At 44.6% G+C, this 23,198-nt stretch carries 19 protein-coding genes, 1 pseudogene and 1 other annotated feature; of the genes and pseudogenes, 7 read left to right on the top strand and 13 right to left on the bottom strand.

Translation table 11 applies throughout. The features are described 5' to 3' along the window. Positions 1-48: 48 nt before the first annotated feature. On the bottom strand, positions 49-1,362 hold the full coding sequence (brnQ, locus tag AB6E51_RS07880) for a branched-chain amino acid transport system II carrier protein (protein WP_065584721.1): 1,314 nt from the start codon (positions 1,360-1,362) through the stop codon (positions 49-51). A gap of 314 nt (positions 1,363-1,676) precedes the next feature. Between brnQ and AB6E51_RS07875 the strand changes: the two genes are divergently transcribed. Further along, on the top strand, positions 1,677-2,405 hold the full coding sequence (locus tag AB6E51_RS07875) for a tRNA1(Val) (adenine(37)-N6)-methyltransferase (protein WP_017062876.1): 729 nt from the start codon (positions 1,677-1,679) through the stop codon (positions 2,403-2,405). Positions 2,406-2,512: 107 nt separating this feature from the next. Further along, positions 2,513-3,778: an ATP-dependent RNA helicase SrmB gene (srmB, locus tag AB6E51_RS07870; protein ID WP_017059323.1), complete on the top strand. Its 1,266-nt coding sequence runs from the start codon at positions 2,513-2,515 to the stop codon at positions 3,776-3,778. 115 nt (positions 3,779-3,893) lie between these two features. Here srmB and yaaA read toward each other — a convergent pair whose 3' ends face one another. Next, positions 3,894-4,670, bottom strand: a complete 777-nt coding sequence (gene yaaA / locus AB6E51_RS07865; protein ID WP_372057784.1) for a peroxide stress protein YaaA — start codon at positions 4,668-4,670, stop codon at positions 3,894-3,896. A gap of 208 nt (positions 4,671-4,878) precedes the next feature. Further along, positions 4,879-6,306 carry a sodium:alanine symporter family protein gene (locus AB6E51_RS07860; RefSeq protein WP_032545312.1) on the bottom strand — a complete coding sequence of 476 codons (1,428 nt, stop codon included), beginning with the start codon at positions 6,304-6,306 and terminating at the stop codon, positions 4,879-4,881. Positions 6,307-7,015: 709 nt separating this feature from the next. Between AB6E51_RS07860 and AB6E51_RS07855 the strand changes: the two genes are divergently transcribed. Beyond that, complete coding sequence (locus AB6E51_RS07855) at positions 7,016-7,204, top strand: DUF3545 family protein (protein ID WP_017059319.1); 189 nt, start codon at positions 7,016-7,018, stop codon at positions 7,202-7,204. Between the two features lie 151 nt (positions 7,205-7,355). On the opposite strand, the gene AB6E51_RS07850 is transcribed toward AB6E51_RS07855, so the two are convergent. The 3 genes from AB6E51_RS07850 to nfo form a co-directional block, all read right to left on the bottom strand. Continuing rightward, entirely contained in the window at positions 7,356-7,907 is a 552-nt protein-coding gene (locus AB6E51_RS07850) for a hemerythrin domain-containing protein (protein ID WP_017070073.1), read from the bottom strand. A gap of 86 nt (positions 7,908-7,993) precedes the next feature. Further along, entirely contained in the window at positions 7,994-8,674 is a 681-nt protein-coding gene (gene ung / locus AB6E51_RS07845) for a uracil-DNA glycosylase (protein ID WP_017059317.1), read from the bottom strand. Positions 8,675-9,071: 397 nt separating this feature from the next. Continuing rightward, positions 9,072-9,980: a deoxyribonuclease IV gene (gene nfo, locus AB6E51_RS07840; RefSeq protein WP_017059316.1), complete on the bottom strand. Its 909-nt coding sequence runs from the start codon at positions 9,978-9,980 to the stop codon at positions 9,072-9,074. Between the two features lie 326 nt (positions 9,981-10,306). Between nfo and grcA the strand changes: the two genes are divergently transcribed. Continuing rightward, complete coding sequence (gene grcA, locus AB6E51_RS07835) at positions 10,307-10,684, top strand: autonomous glycyl radical cofactor GrcA (RefSeq protein WP_017059315.1); 378 nt, start codon at positions 10,307-10,309, stop codon at positions 10,682-10,684. Positions 10,685-10,761: 77 nt separating this feature from the next. On the opposite strand, the gene thrC is transcribed toward grcA, so the two are convergent. The 3 genes from thrC to thrA are packed head-to-tail and all read right to left on the bottom strand — an operon-like array spanning position 10,762 to position 15,475. Beyond that, positions 10,762-12,045: a threonine synthase gene (gene thrC / locus AB6E51_RS07830; protein WP_017059314.1), complete on the bottom strand. Its 1,284-nt coding sequence runs from the start codon at positions 12,043-12,045 to the stop codon at positions 10,762-10,764. Beyond that, positions 12,042-12,998: a homoserine kinase gene (gene thrB / locus AB6E51_RS07825; RefSeq protein WP_372057806.1), complete on the bottom strand. Its 957-nt coding sequence runs from the start codon at positions 12,996-12,998 to the stop codon at positions 12,042-12,044. The genes thrC and thrB overlap by 4 nt, the downstream gene beginning before the upstream one ends. Before the next feature lie 17 nt (positions 12,999-13,015). After that, positions 13,016-15,475, bottom strand: coding sequence for a bifunctional aspartate kinase/homoserine dehydrogenase I (thrA, locus tag AB6E51_RS07820; RefSeq protein ID WP_017059312.1), 2,460 nt, complete (start codon positions 15,473-15,475; stop codon positions 13,016-13,018). 29 nt (positions 15,476-15,504) lie between these two features. Further along, positions 15,505-15,623 (bottom strand) — a sequence feature (Thr leader region). A 317-nt stretch (positions 15,624-15,940) separates the two neighbouring features. Here thrA and AB6E51_RS07815 point away from each other — a divergent pair. Then, positions 15,941-16,399: a hypothetical protein gene (locus tag AB6E51_RS07815; RefSeq protein ID WP_017070076.1), complete on the top strand. Its 459-nt coding sequence runs from the start codon at positions 15,941-15,943 to the stop codon at positions 16,397-16,399. A gap of 112 nt (positions 16,400-16,511) precedes the next feature. Here AB6E51_RS07815 and AB6E51_RS07810 read toward each other — a convergent pair whose 3' ends face one another. Continuing rightward, positions 16,512-16,997: a putative 4-hydroxy-4-methyl-2-oxoglutarate aldolase gene (locus AB6E51_RS07810; RefSeq protein WP_017059310.1), complete on the bottom strand. Its 486-nt coding sequence runs from the start codon at positions 16,995-16,997 to the stop codon at positions 16,512-16,514. Positions 16,998-17,044: 47 nt separating this feature from the next. Between AB6E51_RS07810 and AB6E51_RS07805 the strand changes: the two are divergent. After that, positions 17,045-17,146: pseudogene (locus tag AB6E51_RS07805) on the top strand (ribonuclease activity regulator protein RraA); the annotation flags it as partial. 429 nt (positions 17,147-17,575) lie between these two features. After that, the gene (gene arcA, locus AB6E51_RS07800; protein ID WP_004741534.1) at positions 17,576-18,292 is read left to right on the top strand and encodes a two-component system response regulator ArcA; all 717 of its coding nucleotides are present in this window, start codon (positions 17,576-17,578) and stop codon (positions 18,290-18,292) included. A 136-nt stretch (positions 18,293-18,428) separates the two neighbouring features. On the opposite strand, the gene AB6E51_RS07795 is transcribed toward arcA, so the two are convergent. The 3 genes from AB6E51_RS07795 to AB6E51_RS07785 all read right to left on the bottom strand — a co-directional run bounded on the left by AB6E51_RS07795 (position 18,429) and on the right by AB6E51_RS07785 (position 23,175). Further along, entirely contained in the window at positions 18,429-18,872 is a 444-nt protein-coding gene (locus AB6E51_RS07795) for a hypothetical protein (protein WP_017062884.1), read from the bottom strand. A gap of 7 nt (positions 18,873-18,879) precedes the next feature. Further along, on the bottom strand, positions 18,880-21,249 hold the full coding sequence (gene arcB, locus AB6E51_RS07790) for an aerobic respiration two-component sensor histidine kinase ArcB (protein WP_017062885.1): 2,370 nt from the start codon (positions 21,247-21,249) through the stop codon (positions 18,880-18,882). Between the two features lie 174 nt (positions 21,250-21,423). Continuing rightward, positions 21,424-23,175, bottom strand: coding sequence for a diguanylate cyclase domain-containing protein (locus AB6E51_RS07785; protein WP_372057785.1), 1,752 nt, complete (start codon positions 23,173-23,175; stop codon positions 21,424-21,426). Positions 23,176-23,198 lie beyond the last annotated feature (23 nt).

Here is a 23,198-nt window from a genome sequence, read left to right as displayed (position 1 = left end):
AGGCCTTTTCTATTTCATCTCGAAGGACAATCTAATCTCAACGGAAGATTAAACAGTCTCCTCAGCCATCTCTTGCTCTGTTGATTTACCAACGAAGAACATACAGATGATTGCAGCAGTCGTTGGAAGCAACCAACCCATACCGATCTCAAACAGTGGCAGCATCTTAAGTGCAGACACGTCTACACCCGCTACTTTAGCGCCATCAATAAGAGCAAACAGCAGTGACACTAATACTACTACGCGGTAAGCCACTTTTGGATTAGGGAAACGGCTACGTAAGAATGTCAGAGCAACCAACGCGATAGCGACTGGGTACAGTGCAAACAGTACTGGAACAGACAGAGAAATCAGTTGAGAAAGACCAACGTTCGCAACGGTTGCACAAGCTACACCATTGATGATTACCCAAGTCTTGTAAGACAGAGGCGTTAGCGAGCTGAAGTAATCAGAACATGCTGACACAAGGCCAATCGCCGTAGTTAGACATGCTAATAGTACGATCACAGAAAGCACTAGCTGACCAGAAGGACCAAACAACGATTGAACGTATAGGCTTAAAATAGCACCGCCATTGTCTGCACCAGCTGCGACTGTTGCACTTGTTGCGCCTAGGAAAAATAGAGAGATGTAAACAAACGCCAGACCCGCTGCGGCAATACAACCCGCGCTAATTAGGTACTTAGTCGTCGCTGCACGGTCAGTAATGCCCTTGCTACGAATCGCATCAACAATCAGCATACCAAACATCAAAGAAGCAAAAGTATCCATGGTGTTGTAGCCTTCAAGGAAACCTTTGGTTAGTGGTTGAGTGATGTACTCACCGTGAGCCGCAAGAATATCGCCTTGAGGGTTAACGAATACAGCAATCGCCAGCACAACCAAACCAACGAACAGTGCAGGTGTTAGCACCTTACCAATGACGTCAATAAGCTTACCTTGCGACCATGAGAAGAACATCGCTACTGCAAAAAATGCAATCGAAAAGAGAGTTAGGTGAGCTTGAGAGGCATCGATGAAGAACGGTTTCACCGCCATCTCATAGGCAACAAGGCCAGTACGCGGTGCAGCAAATGCAGGACCGATAATGATAAAGATCAGTACAGCCATGATGGTTGCTGCTTTCTTAGGAAGATCTTTAGTTAAGTGACCCCAAGAGCCACCAGCCACTGCGACCGCGACGATAGTGATTAACGGCAGACCAACGGCAGTCAGCAGAAAACCAGACATCGCTGGAAGGAAGTGATCACCGGCTAATTGGCCAGCTAGAGGTGGGAAGATGATGTTACCCGCACCCAAGAAAAACGCAAAAAGCATAAAGCCCAATGCCATTATATCTGTTAGTTTTAGACTCTGTTTCACAGATAATCCTTAATTATATTTATGAATTTATGTTGTGCTTACATGAATGTTACAGCTCAAAGCTGCCAATCAATCTATAAAATAGTCGCGCATAATGACGAAACAACTGGCTAGCTGCAAGTCACCACACAAAAACACCATATAAATTTGCATATGAGAACAAAAAGCAGTGGATTCCACTAGCTATAGAAAAATAGCCACAATTATAAACTAACCATAATGCACAACAATATTCTTCCAAGCAGAACATTGATTCATACAAGCGGTTAACATTAGAGCTAATCACTTAAAATATCTCGATACTCAGAACATTAATGAAAGACAAAACAGTGCAAACTAAAAGCTTCAATTTTAAGCAATTCTCAATTTACGGCGGGAAAAGCGGTATGCCAGTCAGTACCGATGGCGTATTACTTGGCGCTTGGGTAAGCCTGCCACAAAGATCATGTGTACTCGATATTGGAACCGGGACAGGTCTGCTGGCTTTGATGGCTGCGCAGCGTTTTGAAGATGCTTCAATCTCTGCGATAGATATTGATCAACACGCTATTGATGCTGCCACTGTCAATATTGAGCAGTCGCCTTGGCAAAATCGTATCTCCCTTGATCACGGCAGCGTGTTAACAACCGACTTTCCACAAAGGTTTGATGCGATCATCTGTAACCCGCCCTACTTCAACTCTGGAGAACAGGCGCAGCAAAGCCAAAGAGCCACCGCCAGGCACACCGACAGCTTGGATCATTTAGCGCTTGCCCAGCGTTGTTTCGAGATAACAACCGACGCCGCGACTGCCAGTTTCATCCTACCGACGCCTGAGGGGGAAGGTTTTATCAAGCTTGCCGAGCAATGTGGTTGGTATCTAGCAAAACGCCTTGATGTAAAAACAACAGATAAAAAGCCAGCTAGCCGAATTTTATTCGAGTTATCTAAAGATCCTGCTTGCGAGCAAGATTTGCAGCGCGAATCGCTTACAATTCACCATCAAGGTGGTTATAGCGAAGCATTTATTGCGCTCACTAAAGATTTTTATCTCAAGATGTAGCAAATACCATGTGATCCTAATCACTAATGCTTCTATAATGTCCGACTACTCTTTTTTATCGTCTGCTTTTTGAGGCAGAAACATTTATTGCTTGTGGAGAAACAACAGTGATCAGAACCTTTGCAGAACTCGATCTAAACCAAGAGCTGCTTAAAGCAATTGACGAAATGGGCTACGAACGTCCAACACAGATACAAGCTGAAGCAATCCCACAAGCGTTAGATGGAAGAGACGTTTTGGCTTCTGCGCCAACAGGTACTGGTAAAACAGCATCATTTGTATTGCCAGCACTGCAATACCTACTGGATTTCCCACGTAAGAAATCTGGCCCTGCACGTATGCTTATCCTGACGCCAACGCGTGAGCTAGCAATGCAGATCACCGAACAAGCACGTGAGCTTGCTAAATACACCAGCCTAAATATCTTCACGATCACGGGCGGTGTTATGTACCAAGAGCACGCAGATATCTTAAGTACAACTCAAGATATCGTAGTAGCAACACCTGGCCGTTTGATGGAATACATTGAAGGCGAGCGTTTTGACTGTCGTGCGATTGAATGGCTGGTTCTAGATGAAGCCGACCGCATGCTAGACATGGGCTTTGGTCCTGTTGTTGACCGTCTGTCTGCAGAGTGTCGCTGGCGTAAACAAACTTTACTGTTCTCAGCAACACTAGAAGGTAAAGGCATTGAAGGCTTCACTGAAGATCTACTTAAAAACCCAGCGGAGATCGATGCGAAATCATCACTTCGTGAGCGTAAGAAGATCACTCAGTGGTACCACCGTGCAGACACGGCAGAGCACAAGCTAAACATCCTAAAGCACGTCATCACAGAGCAAGCTGAGCGCAGCATCGTATTCTTGAAGACGCGTGATCGTCTAGGTGATCTACGAGCTCAACTTGAAAGCGCGCAAATCCCATGTGCGTGGATCCAAGGTGAAATGCCTCAAGATCGTCGTAACAACGCGATTGCTCGTTTCCGTGACGGCTCTGTAAACGTACTACTAGCGACTGACGTTGCTGCTCGTGGTATCGACCTTCCAGACGTAAGCCACGTAATCAACTACGACATGCCACGTACTGCTGACGTATACCTACACCGTATTGGCCGTACGGCTCGTGCTGGTAAAAAAGGTAACGCGGTTTCTATCATTGAAGCGCACGATCAACTAATGATTGAGCGTGTGGCTCGTTACACAGACGAACCAATCAAAGAACGCTTCATCGAAGGCATGCGCCCTACGCATAAGAAAGCGGCCGTGACTAAGAAGAAGAAGCCGAAGAAAGAAGATAAGAAAGCGGTAGAGAAACAAAAAATCGCGAAGAAGAAAAAAATCGCGAAGAAAAAGAAAGCAGCAAAGAAGAAGTAATCTACCAGCTTCAACGATTCAATAAAAAAGCCCCATGCAGTTCGCTGCATGGGGCTTTTCTCTATCTGGTCTGTTATCAGGCTAAAACCGAGAGCTACTCGTTAGCCAAGGACTACTAGTTTTGCTCTTCGCGCTTAAAGACAAGCTCTTTCGCGTTCGACTCTTCTTCAACGAAGTAGTAGCCCGCCGTATCAAACTGGGTCAGCGCCTCAACCGAGTCGATCTTGTTCTCGATGATGTAGCGAGCCATCATGCCACGCGCTTTCTTCGCGTAGAAACTGATCACCTTGTACTGACCGTTCTTGCAGTCTTTGAATACAGGGGTAATCACTTGGCCATCCAAGTTCTTCGGCTTCACGGCTTTAAAGTATTCGTTAGACGCCAAGTTGATCAACACATTGTCGCCTTGAGCATTCAACGCTTCATTCAGCTTGTCTGTGATGATGTTGCCCCAGAACTGGTACAAGTTAGTACCACGAGCATTGGCTAAGCGTGTACCCATCTCTAGGCGGTATGGCTGCATCAAATCTAATGGCTTAAGCAAGCCATATAACCCAGAAAGCATGCGCAGGTGGTCTTGTGCGTAGTCAAAATCTTCATCCGATAAAGTCTCAGCGTCTAGGCCAGTGTAGACATCGCCCTTAAAGGCTAGGATTACTTGGCGTGCGTTGTCTTGGGTAAAAGTCTCGCTCCACTGCTCAAAGCGCGCTACGTTCAACCCTGCGATTTTATCGCTGACTTTCATCAGTGCAGAAACATCTACTGGCGTCAGCTTACGGCACTCTTCAATCAGCTCAGCAGAGTGTTCAACAAACTCAGGCTGACTAAAGCGTTCAGTCGCTAATGGTGATTCGTAATCAAGTGTTTTGGCTGGAGAAACGACAACTAACATAACTTTACCCTAATCGGTTATCTAACTGGATGCTGCTAGAGTATAGAAAAAACATCAACTTGTCTTTATGACTCTTCCTATTACTTCGATAGGGAGAATGAGCTTTGATAGACAGAATGAGACAAATGACAGGCAAAGAAAAAGGCTAAGGTCGAAACCTTAGCCTTTCTAATCACTTTAGGATGAGCTGTTTATCGCTCCAACAAGATTACTTCTTGTTGTTGTCCCAAATACCGTCTTCCAGCTGAGACTTAAGCTCTGGGAAGTCATTCGAATCAAATGTTGGTACTTTACCTGCGTCTAGTTGACGGTTGTAGTCTTTCGCTAGCTTAATCACGATACCCGATAGCAGGATAATCGCCACCAAGTTAACAATCGCCATTAGGCCCATCGATACGTCAGCCAGTGCCCATACCGTTGGTAACGTCGCTAGAGAACCGAACATAACCATACCCAGAACAACGATACGGAACAGCACTAGGCCCTTCTTGTTGTTGTGCTCAAGGAAGATAAGGTTCGTTTCAGCGTACGAGTAGTTTGCAATGATTGAAGTGAAAGCGAAGAAGAAAATCGCTACCGCTACAAAAATGCCGCCCCATTCGCCCACTTGTGCTGTTAGTGCACGTTGCGTTAGTTCGATACCCGTTACTTCACCGTGTGGTACATACTCACCAGACATCAGGATGATTGCGACTGTTGCTGAACAGATAACAATGGTATCCATGAACACGCCTAGCATTTGCACGTAACCTTGTGATGCTGGGTGCGGTGGGTAAGGCGTAGCAGAAGCTGCTGCGTTTGGCGCAGAACCCATACCCGCTTCGTTCGAGAACAAACCACGTTTGATGCCGTTAATCATCGCTTGTGCGATTGCATAACCTAGGCCACCCGCTGCTGCTTCTTGCAGACCGAATGCACTCTTGAAGATAAGAGCCAGTACTTCAGGCACTTTCTCGATGTTCGCGAACATCACGTACATAGCGATCGCTAGGTAAGCCAATGCCATGATTGGAACGATGATTTCTGCTGTGCGTGCAATCTTACGGATACCACCGAAGATAACGAACGCAGAGATGATTACGATACCAACACCAACGTAGCTACGCTCAAGGTCGAATGCCGTATTCATTGCGCTTGCAATCGCGTTCGCTTGAACCGCGTTGAATACAAGACCAAATGCAATGATGAGGAAGATAGAGAATAGAACCCCCATCCAACGCATGCCTAGGCCTTTCTCCATGTAGTATGCAGGGCCGCCGCGGTAGTTACCGTCGTTATCACGCGTTTTGTATAGCTGTGCCAGTGTGCTTTCTGCAAACGATGTTGCCATACCTAGCATTGCGATTAGCCACATCCAGAAGATAGCACCAGGGCCACCAGCGGTTAGTGCTACAGCAACACCTGCCATGTTACCCGTACCTACACGAGCAGCGAGACTAGTACAAAGAGCTTGGAAAGAAGAGATACCAGCACTGTCTGCTTTACGGCTGTTTCTAAGAACAGAGAACATGTGGCCGAAATGGCGGAATTGAATGAAGCCTAGTCGTACAGTGAAGTAGATACCCACACCAACCAGTAAGTAAACTAAGATAGATCCCCAAAGGAGATCGTTCATCAAATTGATTAAGTCTGTCACGTGAACCTCGTAATTGAGTTTAAGCACCGATCATGCTTCCTAGCCTTCCTCTTAATCGCCTATGCCTCTGTCAATGTTGTGTCGGCACTCTTGTTATATTCTTGCGGCGATTGAGACTGTAAATGTCGCTTCATGCATCCATTTTACGTATCAGTGTATTTTTTGACGGGCGGATAATGCAGCGAGACGGCCTAAAAATCAATATGCAAATACACTTATATTAAAATGACATTTCACTAATAACACACCTTTTGTTAACACAACTTTCAACAATGCAGCCCAATAAAAGTCACATTATCGGGACATAATATCAACAACAGCCACGGCACTACCCCAACAAGAACACCATCCTATAAAAATGACGTCAGCCTAGGTTTTACAAGGTATAGTGAAGATCTTCGTTTTTTTCTAGGCCAATGAGATCCCTATACCGCACGGTACCATGTGCACTTCAATGCATTGTAGTCAAAACGCTATTCCATTCGCACAATGAATTAACATTCAATAACCCCCAATTTAATCGTTTACTTAGGTTTGTTTGCCTATTTTTTATACATAATAATTATCACAATGTGTGAGCATGCATAAGAAAATAGAACAAAAGCTTCATGGATTTGAAACAAATGAGAAACAAATCAAAGTTATTGTGAACCTAAATATGATATTTATTGGTTCGTAAGAACTAGTCCCACGGAAGGAGATATGGCTTATGGATAGCTTTCAATTCGATGAAGTATCAGAACTAGAAATGCCTCGTGTAACTCAAAAATCACGCTCGAAACCACTCAAGCGTAAGTGGCGTGAAATCGAAGCCATCAACGATCGTAGGCAGCTTGAGAAAGAGCTGAGAGAGATGAACCTAGGTCTTGATTTTAGCCTTGACGATATAAAACTTTAATCAGCACGATAAGAAATCAGATAGCAAAAGGCACCTATATAGGTGCCTTTTTTATTTTTTGAGGTAGTTAATCCGCTCAAAGCGCCATTTGGAAACCAACCCTCTAATATAGAGGACACCTAAAATAGGTGCACCTCAACATTACAACGGGCTAAACACACTCTTGTTCATTTTGTCGAACCCGAGCCGCGAGTTGGCGATATTGATCGGCGATGGTCTCTCCAAAAACAGGGTCATCTTCCGGTTGAAGCCATTGAGACTCCACTTCTTGCCAATCTTTCACCGTGAACGCCTCAACAATCATGGGTAGCACATGCTTCTCTTCATATTCCATGTGCTTTCGCTGAGCCTTAACAAACGCTTCAAGCTGCTCAATAAAGACTTGCTGAGGAACCACCGCATCTTGAAGGATCATATCGACCAAACCTAAAAAGTCCGCCGTTTTCTCAGAAAGCAATTGATGCTCTAACTCCAAGTCTTCAATCGCTTGCTCGCTGCCATATTGCTTAAGATAGTAGCGATAAATGACGTCTTCTTTAGGGTGATGCACTTTGTCTGAATGGTTCATAAGGTAATGAACCACCTCTGCGATCAGGCTATAGTTTATTTCTCGCTCCTGTTTCAGAAACTCTAACTTACTGTTGAGTATCGCGAGTAAACGAGCCATATAGCCATGCTCTCGTCTTATCCTTTCAATCATCATAGTATTGCACTCCATTACACCTACTATTTATAAGTGTATACGAATATGCTGATTTATGATTTGACCCTGCTCAGAAAACCACCAACCTACACTTCTGTTGGTAAACGCCAGTCAATAGGTTGTTGATCCATAGAAGAAAGCAGCTTGTTGGTTGTAGAGAAATGCTGACAACCGAAGAATCCACGGCGTGCCGATAATGGCGATGGGTGAGGTGCAACCAACACATGATGCTTGTCGTCATCAATCGCTTGACCTTTCTTCTGGGCGTGTGCGCCCCACAACAAAAAGATGATCGGTTCAGAGCGCTGATTGAGCTCAGCAATAATGGCATCGGTAAAGGTTTCCCAGCCACACTTAGCATGTGAGTGTGCTTTTGCCTCTTCGACTGTAAGGACTGTGTTCAACATCAACACCCCTTGCGATGCCCAAGAATCGAGATAACCATGACTAGGAATCTCAAAGCCCTCTATATCTTGTGCAAGCTCTTTGTACATATTGCGTAGAGAAGGTGGGATTTTCACACCAGGAAGCACTGAGAATGCTAAGCCGTGAGCTTGGTTAGCACCGTGATAAGGATCTTGCCCTAAGATAACCACTCGCACGGATTCGAAAGGCGTCATATCAAAGGCACTGAACACCTGTTCTTGTGGCGGGTAGACGGTTTTACCACTATTACGTTGCTGTTCAACAAACGCGAGGACACTCTGAAAGTACTCTTTATCACGTTCATCATTAATAATGGATTCCCAAGTCTTTGGTGCGGTCATCGTTTTACTTCCCAATCATCAAGGTTTCTAGCGGCTTTCGCCAGACAAAAAAATAGCTGTATCGGCTAACTGTCCTAAATAAGGCTCTAGTTATACCTCATACAGCTATCAATAAACATGATGTGTAGGGTTCACTTGTTGATGAATCATAATAATCAGTTCAAGTTGTGCTTATCTCGATTAACCACTTTTCTGCTGTGTACGATGGTGGCCGTGGTTATGCACGTGACGGTTTGGTGTAGGTAAACGGCGTGCGACAGCAATAGTTGAAGTTTGGGTGATTGAATACATAAAGGCACCTCCTCTAAGACATCGTGAACTACATATTCACTTTAATACTATGAAAGAAAGGTGCCAATTTTTAGAAATAGACGGAAATAAATTTCCCCCTCTATTATTACGCTTGTTCGCTCGCTAGCGTTGCTGAGCGATGAAACATTCTAAGTTGTTGAATTTCCTCTTTCCAGATCGTCGAATCAATGGTTTCCAAGATAAGAGGGATACCATTAAAGCGAGAATCAGAGGCAATATACTCAAAACAATCCCAGCCAATTTCGCCTTTTCCTAAAGAATGGTGTCGATCGACTCGGCTCGCGAACTCAGCTTTTGAATCATTGATGTGCATTGCTCTTAGATAGTGCATACCCACGATGCGGTCGAACTCAGCAAAAGTATGCTCACACGCCTCTTTTGTACGTAAGTCATAGCCAGCAGTAAACGTATGGCAGGTGTCTAAGCACACACCAACACGTGACTTATCTTCTACCTGTTCGATAATCTCTGCTAGATGTTCAAACTTCCAACCCAGATTAGTGCCCTGCCCAGACGTATTCTCGATCACTGCGATTACGTCAGGTACCGCTTGATGAGCTAGGTTGATCGATTCAGCGATCTTCGCCAAACATTCGCTTTCTGAGATTTTCTTTAAATGACTCCCAGGATGAAAATTCAAAAGCGTTAATCCAAGTTGATTACAACGCTCCATTTCATCAATAAAAGCCGCGCGTGATTTCTCTAGCTTCTCTTCTTCTGGTGCTCCTAGGTTAATAAGGTAGGAGTCATGAGGAAGAATGTGCTCAGCACCGAAGCCCAACATTTTGCAATTAGCTTTAAAGGCACCAATGGTTTTCGCTTCTAGCGGTTTTGCCGCCCACTGTCTCTGGTTCTTGGTAAACAGTGCAAACGCATTGGCGCCAATTTCACGTGCACGCATAGGCGCCTGATCAACTCCACCAGCAGCCGAGACATGAGCGCCAATAAACTTAATATTTGTTTCCGGTTTTGAGGATGAATTATTGTTTGTCATTAAATCACTTTACACTTTCAGAATGCTTAATAAATAAAGGGTCGTATCGGTTGTAGTTCAATAAAAACACAACAAATGTAGTAAACTTACAACAAATATGACTGTTAAATATTTTTTATACTTTAAAATATTTTGTAATTACTTTGTTTTCAAAGGTTTTATTGATTTACCTCAATATAATCACCTTTGTAAAAATATGGTTTTTGGTTGTTTTTTGACTTAAATCAATGTTAACCTTACTAATATTAGGTATATATTACCCAGCTCAATAAAAATCGAAAGTTAACACCATAATCAAACCACATTCAGTGGACTAGGAGATAGTTATGATCCAAGGTATTCAAATTACTAAAGCAGCAAACGATGACCTACTAAACTCAATCTGGCTACTAGATAGCGAGAAGAATGAAGCTCGTTGTGTTGTTGCTACTGCAGGTTTCGAAGCTGACCAAGTTATCTCAGCTGCAGACCTAGGCGAGTACGAAAGCCGTGAAGTTGCAATCGAAGCAGCACCACGCATCGAAGGTGGTCAACACCTAAACGTTAACGTTCTTAAGCGTGAAACGCTAGAAGACGCAGTTGCTCACCCAGAGAACTACCCACAGCTAACTATCCGTGTATCGGGTTACGCTGTACGTTTCAACTCTCTAACAACTGAACAGCAACGTGACGTTATCGCACGTACGTTCACTGAGTCTCTATAATTTTTAGAGCTTAAATTAGAATACAAAAACGGCGCTCATTGAGCGCCGTTTTTATTTGTTCGAAAAACAAATGGACGTTACGGTTGAACTCGACGAAGCACAGCTTTTAGCGCTTCAAAATCGTTATCAAGATCTTCAGACAACAATTCCATCGCCGCGTGTTTTGCTAGCGGGCCAGGCAGTTCGATATCAGAACCTAGGATGTCATCAACCACTTCTTTGAATTTCGCTGGGTGTGCTGTACACAGGAACAAGCCAGTTTCGTTCTCTTGCAGTTGCTCTTCCAGTAGACGGTAAGCAATCGCACCATGTGGTTCACATAGGTAACCTTGTGCTTTTAGGTCGCGAACTGACTCAGCGCTCTGCTCGTCAGATACTTTACCTTTGCCTAGTGTATCTAAGCCCCAACCTTTCAGTTGGCAAAGCTCTTCGATACGAGGCCAGTTGTTTGGTTGGCTTACGTCCATCGCGTTCGATGTTGTCGCAACAGTCGGTTTTGGATCCCATTGACCTGTTTCTAGGTAACGAGGAACAGTGTCATTTTCGTTAGTTGCTGCGATAAAACGCTTAACAGGTAGACCTAGCGCTTTAGCCAATAGACCAGCCGTTAGGTTACCAAAGTTACCACTTGGTACAGAGATAACGAGGTTTTCACGTTGCTCTTTAGTCAGCTGAGAAGCCGCCTCAAAGTAGTAACAGATCTGAGCCATTAAACGGCTGATGTTGATCGAGTTTGCCGAGTTAAGACCGATCTCTTTACGCAGTTCAGCGTCATCAAATGAGTCTTTAACTAGAGCCTGACACGCATCAAAGTCACCATCAATCGCCACAGTGTGGATGTTCTTGCCAAGCGTACAGAACAGCTTCTCTTGCAGTGGGCTGATCTTGCCTTTCGGGTAAAGAATCACAACATTGATGTCTTCCATGCCGTAGAAAGCATGCGCAACCGCCGCACCAGTATCACCTGATGTTGCCGTTAAGATAGTGATTTGACCACCATCAGAAACAGCTGCTAAAGATTGAGCCATAAAGCGGCCACCGAAATCTTTAAACGCCAGTGTTGGACCGTGGAAAAGCTCAAGCGCGTAAACGCCGTCTTTTACTTGGTTGATTGGTGCAGGGAATTGGAACGCTGCATCCACCATTTGGTCGATCTGTTCTTTTGGTAATTCATCACCAATCAATGCTGACAGAATCTTTGAGCTACGAGGGACAAAGTCCTCTGCTAGCAGCGCATCGATATCATCAAACTTTGGCAGTTCAGATGGGAAAAATAGACCTTGATTACGGCCTAAGCCTTGACGAACGGCTTGGCCAAAAGAGACTTGTTCATCATTTTCTTTGATGTTGTACAGTTTCATAACTCACTTCCTGTAACGATCGAACCCTGCTTATCTAGGCGACAAACGTGAACGAATCCTTCTTCATTTTGTACGTAATTTTGTTCTAACCAGCGTGCAACACGCTCGGCGACATCTTGTTCTTTGCAAATGCTAAATAGAGTTGGACCACTACCAGAAATACCAGTAGCCAGTGCCCCAGCTGACAGCGCGTATTTACGAGCATCAGCAAACCCTGGAAGCAGTTTCTCACGATATGGTTCAGCGATCACGTCTTTGATCATCTTCCCCGCCAGTTCAGGTTGACCTGAATGACACGCGTGGATAAAGCCCGCTAAGTGACGACCATGAGCAATAATATCCTGACGACGATATTGAGATGGTAGGATCTCTCTCGCTTCAGCCGTTGAAACCTTAATACCCGGATAAGCCATTACCCAGTACCAGTCGTCAAAACACGGTACTTCTTGGCTGATGATGCCTAGCTCTTCAAGCATGAGCTGCACACCACCAAGGTAACATGGCGCAACGTTATCGTAGTGGATACCACCTGAAATCTTGCCTTCCATTTCACCCATCAGAGCAAGCAGTTCAGTTTCATTCAGGGGCTGACCGTGAAAACGGTTTAGCGCATCCAGTGCCGCGACGATTGAACATGCACTAGAACCCAAACCTGAACCGATAGGCATGTTCTTTTCTAGTGTCATTTCTAAAGGCTTTAGCGTAACGCCTTTTTTATCAAGCTCTCTCGAGAACACCACCCAGCAGTCGTAAACGATGTTTTCTTTTGCTTCAGTTGGCAGCTTAGAAACAAAGCTGCCTGCAGTTTTAAGTGAGAATGGTTCATCACCGGCTTTAACCATAACTCGGTCACCTAGCAGCGTGCCATCCACTGGAGACACAGCGGCCCCCAGCACATCAAACCCTACACTGACATTACCGATTGATGCAGGAGCATAAACGACAACATCCATATCACTTGAACTCATTCTTAAACTCCTAATTTCCAACCAAGAGTACGCATCACATCAGAGAATACGCCAGCAGCTGTTACTTCAGTACCCGCGCCGTAGCCACGCAGTACTAGAGGGATTGGTTGGTAGTAACGGCTGTAGAATGCTAATGCGTTCTCGCCATCTTTAATCTTGAACATTGGGTCGTCGCCATCAACAGCAGCGATACGAACCTTACACTTACCTTCAGCGATTTCACCCACATAACGAAGTACTTTACCTTCTTCTGCTGCGATAGCTGACTGCTCTTTGAAGTAAGCATCCGCTTCTGGTAGGCGAGCCATGAACTCTTCAACCGTACCTGAATCATCAAAACCCGGTGGCAGAGCTTGGTCTACTTCAACATCTTCAAGTTCAAGCGCCATGCCTGCTTCACGAGCAAGAATAAGCAACTTACGCGCCACATCCATACCAGATAGATCATCTCGAGGATCCGGTTCAGTGAAGCCGTTATCTTTTGCAATATTGGTTGCCTGGCTCAGTGTCATACCTTCATCAAGCTTGCCGAAGATGTAAGACAGTGAACCTGAAAGAATGCCGTTGAACTTCTCAAGTTCATCACCTGCAGAGATAAGGTTCTGTAGGTTTTCGATGACCGGTAGACCTGCACCTACTGTTGTCTCGTACATCAGCTTACGACGTGAGTTGCGTGCAACTTCACGAAGCTGATGGTAGTAAGCCATGCTTGCTGTGTTTGCTTTCTTGTTTGGTGTTACTACGTGGAAACCAGCCGCTAGGAAATCAGCGTACTGCGCCGCAATACCTTCGCTAGACGTACAATCAACCAATACTGGGTTGATGATGTGGTTACGTTGAACCAAAGCCGCTAAACGCGCTAGGCTGAACTCTTCAGTCGCACTCGACATACGGTCACGCCACTGCTCTAACGGTAGACCATCGCTGTCTAGCAACAAACCTTTACTGTTTGCTAAACCACATACGCGAATCACGATGCCTTTTTCAGCCAGTTTGCCTTGCTGACGTTGGATCTGGTCAACAAGCTCGCCACCAACACCGCCGACACCCACAACGAATACATCTAGGAAGTGCTTAGAGTTAAATAGGTTCTCGTGACACGCTTTGATTGCTTCAGAGATTTTGTCTTCAGGGATAACCGCTGAAATAGCGCGCTCTGAAGAACCTTGAGCAATAGCAACAATGTTGACGTTCACTTCAGCTAAAGAAGAGAAGAACTGAGATGCTACGCCACGTGAAGTGCGCATACCGTCACCCACCAGCGTTACAATCGCAACGTCATCCATGAACTCAACCGGCTCTAACAGGCCATCTTTAAGTTCAAGTTCAAACGCGTCTGACAACACTTGTTTCGCTTTCACCTTATCAGCCGATTCAATACAGAAGCTGATGCTGTACTCAGAAGAAGATTGAGTAATAAGGACAATAGAAACGCCAGCAGAAGACATCGCGCCGAATACACGACTCGCCATACCTACCATGCCCTTCATGCCTGGGCCTGATACGTTAACCATGGTTAGGTCACTTAGCGTCGTAATACCTTTGATTGCTAGGTTATCTTCGCCAGTGTCTTGGCCAATCAAAGTACCTGCGCCTTGTGGGTTGAAGCTGTTTTTGATCAGACAAGGAATGTGGAATTGCGCAATAGGAGCAATGGTTTTCGGGTGTAGAACCGAAGCACCAAAGTAAGAAAGCTCCATCGCCTCTTGGTAGCTAAGAGACTTGAGCAGACGAGCATCATCAACTAAGCGTGGGTCACAGTTGTAAACGCCATCGACATCAGTCCAGATTTCACAGCAATCAGCACGTAGACACGCCGCTAACACAGCCGCTGAGTAGTCAGAACCATTACGACCTAGTGTGACTAGCTCACCTTTTTCATTACCCGCAGTAAAGCCAGGCATGATGTTAACGTGACCTTTAGGAAGTGGAGATTGTTGGAAGTTCTGAGTAGAGACATCCACATCGACCATAGCTTCAAGGTGATCGCCTTTAGCGTATAGGTATTGGACAGGGTCAATCAGGCTTGCTGGTTGGCCTTTCGCTTCCAGTACCGCTTTCATTAACTGGATAGAGATTCGCTCACCTTTACTGATGATGCGAGCATTAACGTGGTTCGGGCACATACCAAGTAGGTTGATGCCATTCACGAACTGCTTTAGCTGAGCAAGAGAGGTATCCACCTGCTCTTGAAACGCGGCACCATCGATAGAAGGCACGACCGCTTTGATCTCTGCAAACAGTGTGTTAAATGAAGATTCGATCTCTGTAATCTGTGCGTCAGCTTCACCATTTTTCAGTGCAGCTTCAATAACAGCGACCAACTTATTGGTTGTTTTTCCTGGAGCCGATAGTACAACGGCTAGCTCTTCTTGCTGGGCATTATTAGCGATGATATCAGCCGCTCGTAAAAAACGATCTGCATCAGCTAATGATGAACCTCCAAACTTTAAAACGCGCATCCCTTTCTCCATAAGTCATAAAAATGGTACAAAAAAAGGCCTGTATCTTGTTGGATACAGGCCTTTTTTTTAAAATCCGTTACTTAGCAGCCTGCCCCAACAATGTTAATGTCGGTAATAATAATGGTTGTGGTCATTACTAGGTGGCTTACGTGCTGCATATCAAATTCTCTGCTTGTGCTTTACTCTACGTGTATCAATTTTTACCACTGGACGTCAATGAAAAGTTGCGTTTTTTTTACATTCGCACCGTTTTTCAGAGCAAACCGTCATTTAAGGGATAAAACACCCTGTATAAACCTTCACTTAAGATACTGGATTTACTCATTGAACAGGCAAGAGTGATCAATTGCATATATAGTCATAACAAAATGCTATATCGATTGTGCAGCGAACGTACAAGTTCTGTGCTTTAATTGAACGATAACGTTCGAAGAACAATAATAATGACATCAGGAGTGGGAAATGAAGAGATTACTTATTCTTTTGGCTTTTGCTATGCCTGTTGTTTGTTCAGCGAATAGCTTGCCTCTACTACCCAGCCAGATCGATAGTTCTTCTCATAAATTCTTTATCTCCACACAAAACGCGTCGAGTGAAAGCTTCGATACTTGGAAGATAGACAGTGGCTACTCTTATAGCTTGTTTTCAGATGTGGATCTTTACGTCGGTACACGTATCAATAGTGCGGCACTGAAACAGGAAAGTGGATTCTTGAGTGGTGTCAGTTATCAGTTCTCAGAAAGAGTCTCTTTTAACAGTTCTCTACACACCTATAAAGACGAGACCGAAGACAATGAGAAATCGGTAGCCGCAGAGGTTTCCAGCCGAGTGCAACTAACAGATAACCTAGATTTGCATGCCACCCTTGATTATGAAGAGTGGCAGCAAGGTGTTGAAGTGGGACTAGGGTTTCGCTTTTAGTCTCTTTAGCTTGTTCTTTATTAACAGATTAGTGCGGATTGAGATCCAAACTTTTAGTACATCACAAACCATTCCCCGTTCTAATCTATCAACGGCATTCAATTTGAGTCAGTTACGATTCAATTAACAGCTCAGATGAAATTAACACGCCATTCCAATCGGCATAAATATAGTCACCAGGCTGAATCAGTTGATTATGTATAGAGAGTGTCACATTCACTTGGCCGACACCGCGTTTCTCTGTTTTGAATGGCGATGCACCTAACGCCTGAACGCCAAGGTCCATTTGCGACATCATGCCTACATCACGCACCGCACCGTTTACAATCACGCCTTCCCAACCGTTTTCTATCGCGAGAATAGCGAGTTGATCGCCAAGCAGCGCCTTCTGGCATGAGCCATTTCCGTCAACGACAAGCACTTTGCCACAGCCGTCGGTCTCTAAAACCTCGCGAACCTTGGAATTATCGTGATAACAACGAACTGTTACAATTTTTCCAAAGAACGCACCACGTTGGCCGAAGTTCTGCAATGGCATGTTCAGTAGGGTGACTTCGCTTTCAAACTCATCACACAAGTCGGGTGTTATATCGTGCATATATCCTCCGTGAGTAAGGCGTTACCGGTTATGTCAGGCTAGCCTCTATGCTTTTATATGTTATTAAAATTAATCCTTTGTTTTCATTGTTCTATGCTCAATTTATTACTCAATAAAAGTTGATTGAGCATATTTATCTACTAGACTCTTAAGACAGCTTTCAGCTTCCTTGGTTCATAATCCGGTCTTTAGCAGGCAAGATGTGAGAAGCATCTCGAATAATCATTCTTGTTTTGGTGCTAAATAGTCACCATAACATTGGTTAAGTTGTAGCCATACTATTAAAGTTTGTTGCGATACGGCAATTGATGTAAATCAACAAAGTGAATGGAATTAACATTCTCGCGTTGTTAGCATGCTGTTAACATTATAGAATCCACTCCAATCACTAAAAGAATGATTGAAAGGCGTACTGGATCTACGTTATTGGGCAATACTTCAAGGAAGGCAGATAGCTGGAAGTAAGTGTTTTTTTGAAAACTTTAAGTTATCATCAAAAATACATTACCTGTATGTTATGTTTTTGCCTAGAATTTATTCTATTAGCACAGTTTCGTCACAAATTTAGGTACCGCCAAATGCAAACCCCGCAGATTCTTATCGTTGAAGATGAGCAAGTAACTCGTAACACTCTAAAGAGTATTTTTGAAGCAGAGGGATATGCTGTTTTTGAGGCTAGCGACGGTGAAGAGATGCACCAAGTGCTATCTGACAACCAAGTTAACCTTGTAATTATGGACATCAACCTTCCAGGTAAGAATGGCCTACTACTTGCGCGTGAACTACGTGAGCAAGCAAACGTAGCGCTTATGTTCTTAACTGGTCGTGATAATGAAGTTGATAAGATCCTTGGCCTAGAGATCGGCGCTGATGACTACATCACTAAGCCTTTCAACCCTCGTGAACTGACTATCCGTGCACGCAACCTTCTGAACCGTTCAATGAGCACAAGCTCTGTTCAAGAAGAGAAGCGTAGCGTTGAGAAGTATGAGTTCAACGGTTGGGTACTAGATATCAACAGTCGTTCTCTGGTTAGCCCAGATGGCGAAGGCTACAAGCTACCTCGTTCAGAGTTCCGTGCTCTACTTCACTTCTGTGAGAACCCAGGTAAGATCCAAACACGTGCTGACCTTCTTAAGAAGATGACTGGCCGTGAGCTTAAGCCACACGATCGTACTGTAGACGTAACAATCCGTCGTATTCGTAAGCACTTTGAATCTGTTTCTGGTACGCCAGAAATCATCGCAACGATTCACGGTGAAGGCTACCGCTTTTGTGGTGACCTAGAAGACTAATTCGATTCGCGCCTCTTACCATTTAGCACTACTCACCAGTAAGTGTTTTGAACACTAGAAGCGTCATCAATAGTTATTAAAAAGGGAGAATGCCAACGCATTCTCCCTTTTTTATTGTTCTTAATTGGATAAGATTTTAGTAAACCGTATCCACCTTAACGTCTTTCTCTACTAACCACTTCACGGTTTCGCCATCTTTAAGTTCCACCGCCACATCAACAGGCTTGTCACTGTCGATTTCTAGCTGCCATACAAACGCGACTTCCCATTGAGTTTCACTGTGTGTTCTTAAATCAAGATCGTCAGCCGTTACCAACAAGGTGTCTGCACCCTGTTTAACCGTAACACTTTCAACCGCAAGCGTTGCTGGCAGTTGTGAGTCTGACTCTAGGTAGATAGCACCATGTAGGGTCTTATCTTGAGTCTCGCCAATCGTTGGCATCTTGTTGTGCCAAAGGTTGCTTTTCATGGTAACTGTTGCTGCAGATACTTCGACTTGATTATCTTGCTGCCATTCTACTTGTGGCGCAGAACAACCCGCTAATGCCACTACACATGCGGCGAATGCTAATTTTTTCATTATTCTTCTACCTTTGATTTAACCAACTCTTTAAAACTTCAATGTCATTCTGGTATTCGTTATTTATCTCATCAACCCAATCTGAAATGTTCTCCCACCACGCAGGCAAATCTGGAGATTGAGCTTTCTGGGCAACTTGTTGGATGCGTTTCAGACCAATAGAACCTGCAGCACCTTTAATCTTATGTGCCTCAGAAACGATACTGGCTTTATCTTTCGCGACCATGTTGGAGTTCAATATTTCCATATACTCCGGCATCATATCTTCGAACATCGCGATGCTATCCAAAACCGGTTTCGGTCCAACAATATCAACATAAGACTCTAGCATATCAATATCAAGCAAAGTGGTATCAATTTCTGAAAGAACAGGCTTACTCGCGTCGACTTTATCAATGCTCTCAACCTTATCGGTGCCCGCTACCTTCTCAATTACCTCTGGTGCATCTTCGATAAGTTCACTGATGACATCTTGGATAGCTCGAACCGACAAAGGTTTACTGATCGCTTCGTCCATGCCTTTCTGGAAGTACTCTTGCTTGTTGTTTAATACGTTCGCAGTTAACGCCACCAAAGGCGGTAGCTGGCTGTATTTCTCGCGGTAGTATTGAGCAATATCGAAACCCGTCATATCTGGCAGTTGGATATCCAACAACACCAAATCATAGTCTTCAGGATTGAAAGCAATTTGCGCCTCTTTACCCGTCATCACGACTGTCACTTCATGGCCAAGGCTTTCAAGTAGAGAGCGAGCCACTGTGATATTGAGTTCAATGTCTTCGACCATAAAGATCTTAAGATTCGACTGTTTTCTTGGCGTTTTGATCAGAGCCTGAGTATCGTGATTCACTGGAACTCGAATCGAAACCGTAAAGGTACTGCCAAAGCCCTCTTCACTGATGACTTCAATGTGGCCATCCATCATATTAATCAGCTGTTGAGAGACAGCGAGACCAATACCCGTGCCGACAGCGTGCAAGTTGTCCGTGCCCGATTTCACCTGATAGTACATCGCGAAGATCTTCTCGATTTCACTTTCAGGGATACCAATACCAGTATCTTCCACTTCCATCGTAATGTTGGCAAAATCACCATCAATGTCGGCGCTGACTGTCATCACCACTCCACCATCTTTGGTGAACTTCATCGCGTTACTAACAAGGTTCCACAGTACCTGTCTAAGACGAGTACCATCCACCTCAACAGCAGCTGGAAGATCAGACAATCTTTCTAGATCGAACCTTAACCCTTTCTGCTCAGCCATCAACGCAGAGATACTTTCGATCTCGACAACGAAATCTTCAAAGTTAATAGGCGTAGGGAAGAGTTCAAGCTTACGGCGGTCGAACTTATCCATATCAATAATATCGTTGAAGATATTACCCAGTGTCACCGCGCTCACCTTGATGGTTTGCATCTGCTTGCGCTGTTCGGTGGTCAGTTGGCTATCAAGCAGCATGCGGCTCAAGCCAATGATGCCGTTGAGCGGCGTTCTTAACTCGTGGCTAATAGTTGAGATAAAGGTGGTCTTATCGCGGCTGGCTTTTTCTAACGACTCTTGATGCTCTTTACGTTCAGTAATATCGCGGCCAAAACCAACCAAGCCCAAGTGACGACCATCTTTGCTGTAGAAAGGCACTTTACGCAGTTCGAAGTAACTCTTGCGGCCATCTGGGTATTCAAGCCATTGGTCATAAGTCAGTGCTTGGTTGTCAGCAAATACTTTCTTATCGGTTTCAACAACTTGCTGAGCGACCTCTTTACTGTAAACATCCCAAGGAGTTAAACCAACTAGCTCTTTTTCTGTTTTACCAGTGAGCTCTTCAACCGCACGGTTACAACCAGAGAACACACCATCTTCATTACGGTAGTAAATAAGGTCAGGCGAGGCATCGATAAACGAGCGTAACAGTGCAGTACGTTCTGCGAGTTCAAGCTGAGTACGCTCGCGCTGGAACACCTCGTTTTCGAGATCTTGCATTGCTTCTGCGCGCGCTTCTTCCGCTTTTTCACGCTCTTCAATTTCTTGATTAAGCTTCTCGATATTGAGCTGCATTTTATTGTTGAGTTCTTGGTCTCGCTCACGCATGTCGCCAAGTTTAGAGACCAATTTCGCTAACCTTTGACGTGATTCTTCCAACTGGTCCACGACCACTGACAGAAAATAAACCGCCCAAGGCGTGATCACTAAACCGAAGAAAACTGAACGGACAATGTCGATGTCATCAACATTGCCTTTGAGTGCAAGGGTGATACCGACTTGCACAACAACAGCGAGGGCAACAAGCGCTAGGGCGAGTAAGATAGAAAAGCGGACAATCCCCAGTTTTACGAGTAGATCCACGTAATACTGGGCAAGATTTTTCATGGGTTTCATTTAGCGCTCCATGCGATAAGACTAGCAACATTCTACCCTGTTTGAAGATGGGAGGTAAGCTAGCTACATCACACGCAGCAAGTGTTCAGCGGTAATTTCGAAGGTTAATTAACCAATACAAATACTAACTAAGCAAAAATAGCCGGGGATAATCAAATTGCCAATTTTATAGCGTTAGCGAATTGAGTATGGATGCACCATTGAACGGTTGCGACCGTCTGATTTCGCTTGATACAACGCACTATCAGCCAAGGCAACAGCCGATTCCATTTCATCATCAGGTGTAGGAATGTAAGAGATAATACCAATACTCACCGTGATGAATTCAGAGACTGTCGACTTCTCATGCGCAAGTTCCAATTTTAGGACTTCATCATGAATACGCTGCGCCACCAGCTGAGCACCTTCGGTCGTTGTATTTGGCAGAATAAAGCCGAACTCTTCACCACCATAACGAGCCACACAATCAGATGAACGATTCAACACCTGCTTAAATGCCTGAGAAACCTGAATCAAAGCATCATCGCCTTGTTGGTGTCCGTAAAAGTCGTTGTAGCCTTTAAAGAAGTCGATATCACATAGCATGATCGTCAGTGGCAGCTTCTCACGCACATGATAATGCCACAGTGTAGAGAGCTGTTCATCGAAACGACGTCGGTTAGACACTTTAGTCAGGCTATCCATAAAGCTGAGGCGTTCAAGTTCAAGGTTGGCTTCTTCAAGCTTTTGTTCTGCTAGATAACGCTCTGTAATATCACGCGCCATGATCAACACACCATTAGTGCTCGATGCTGGATCTCTAAACGGTGATTTGACTACATCATACCAAGTAAATGTTCCATCACTTGAGACCACTTTGTCGATATAACGCAGTGATTTACTTTGATGAAGCACTTGATGATCGGTTTCTGATATTCGCGTATAGATGCTATGTGGCACCACATCTTGTAAACGTTTACCGATCAAGTCACTGACTTCAGAGATACCCAGCGCAGCCACAAATGGTTTATTACACGCTTGATAAACCATGTTTTCATTAAAGATACCAATCGAGTCTGGGCTGGCCTCCAGGAGGTTTTGCAAGATGGTGTCACGCTGCGCAAGTGCCACTTCGGTATCTTTTCGCTTCTCCATCTCGCCACGCAGTTTCTGCTGCATGTCATGCCAATCGGTCACATCATGACTAATAGAGAGCGTGCCGATGGTTTCTCCATCTTGGGAAAGCAGCACACTTTGGTAGGTTTCAAGCAAGCAGCTTTTTCCATCTTGATCTGTAGTCCAAGAGCGTTCACTTACACGACCTTTTAATACTCCACCAGAAACACTCAGGGTGCCCTCTTCAGCACGACCATGCCAAAACTTTTTAAACGAGCGATTACTCGTCACTAACTGACCTTTCTGATCTTTCACGTAGATCAGCTCAGACAAAGAATCCAAAGCGGTACGAGCAACATTCAGTTCTCGAACTTCTTGGGACAGTTCTTCGTTAGTGTTTTTATAAGGTGAGGCGTGAATCATCCAAGCCTGCTTATTTCTAAAATGGATCTTACGACCGTTCAAGTTGATCTTGAACGACTCAAATTCAGAAAGCGCCCACAGGGAGACCTGCTCGAAGGCTCGAGAGTTGATGTGGTTGGTTAAGTAGTGACGAAAGCTGTTCTCGCTTTCCACAGTAGGAAAGCGAAAATTAACACCGATTTGGCGGATACCAAGCAACTGCATGGCTTGGCGATTGGCATAGAGTATTTCGCCACTTCGAACATCAACAAAGTAGAGTGGCGACGGGGTAGCAAGTAGAAGCGTTTCGATATGCGACTGATAACGAGAATAGAGATGCCAGCAGATGAGAGCAATCAGCAATACAACAACGATATAAATACCGTAGCCATACGCCCTGTCCCACAACCAAGTCATTACCAGTTCCATTTACTCTCAATCTATACCATAAA

Source organism: Vibrio sp. 10N.247.311.47 (assembly GCF_041467535.1).
GTDB classification, from domain to species: Bacteria; Pseudomonadota; Gammaproteobacteria; order Enterobacterales; family Vibrionaceae; genus Vibrio; species Vibrio crassostreae_C.
The sequence above is the reverse complement of the archived record's forward strand: the minus strand, read 5'-3'. Positions and strand labels throughout refer to the sequence as shown.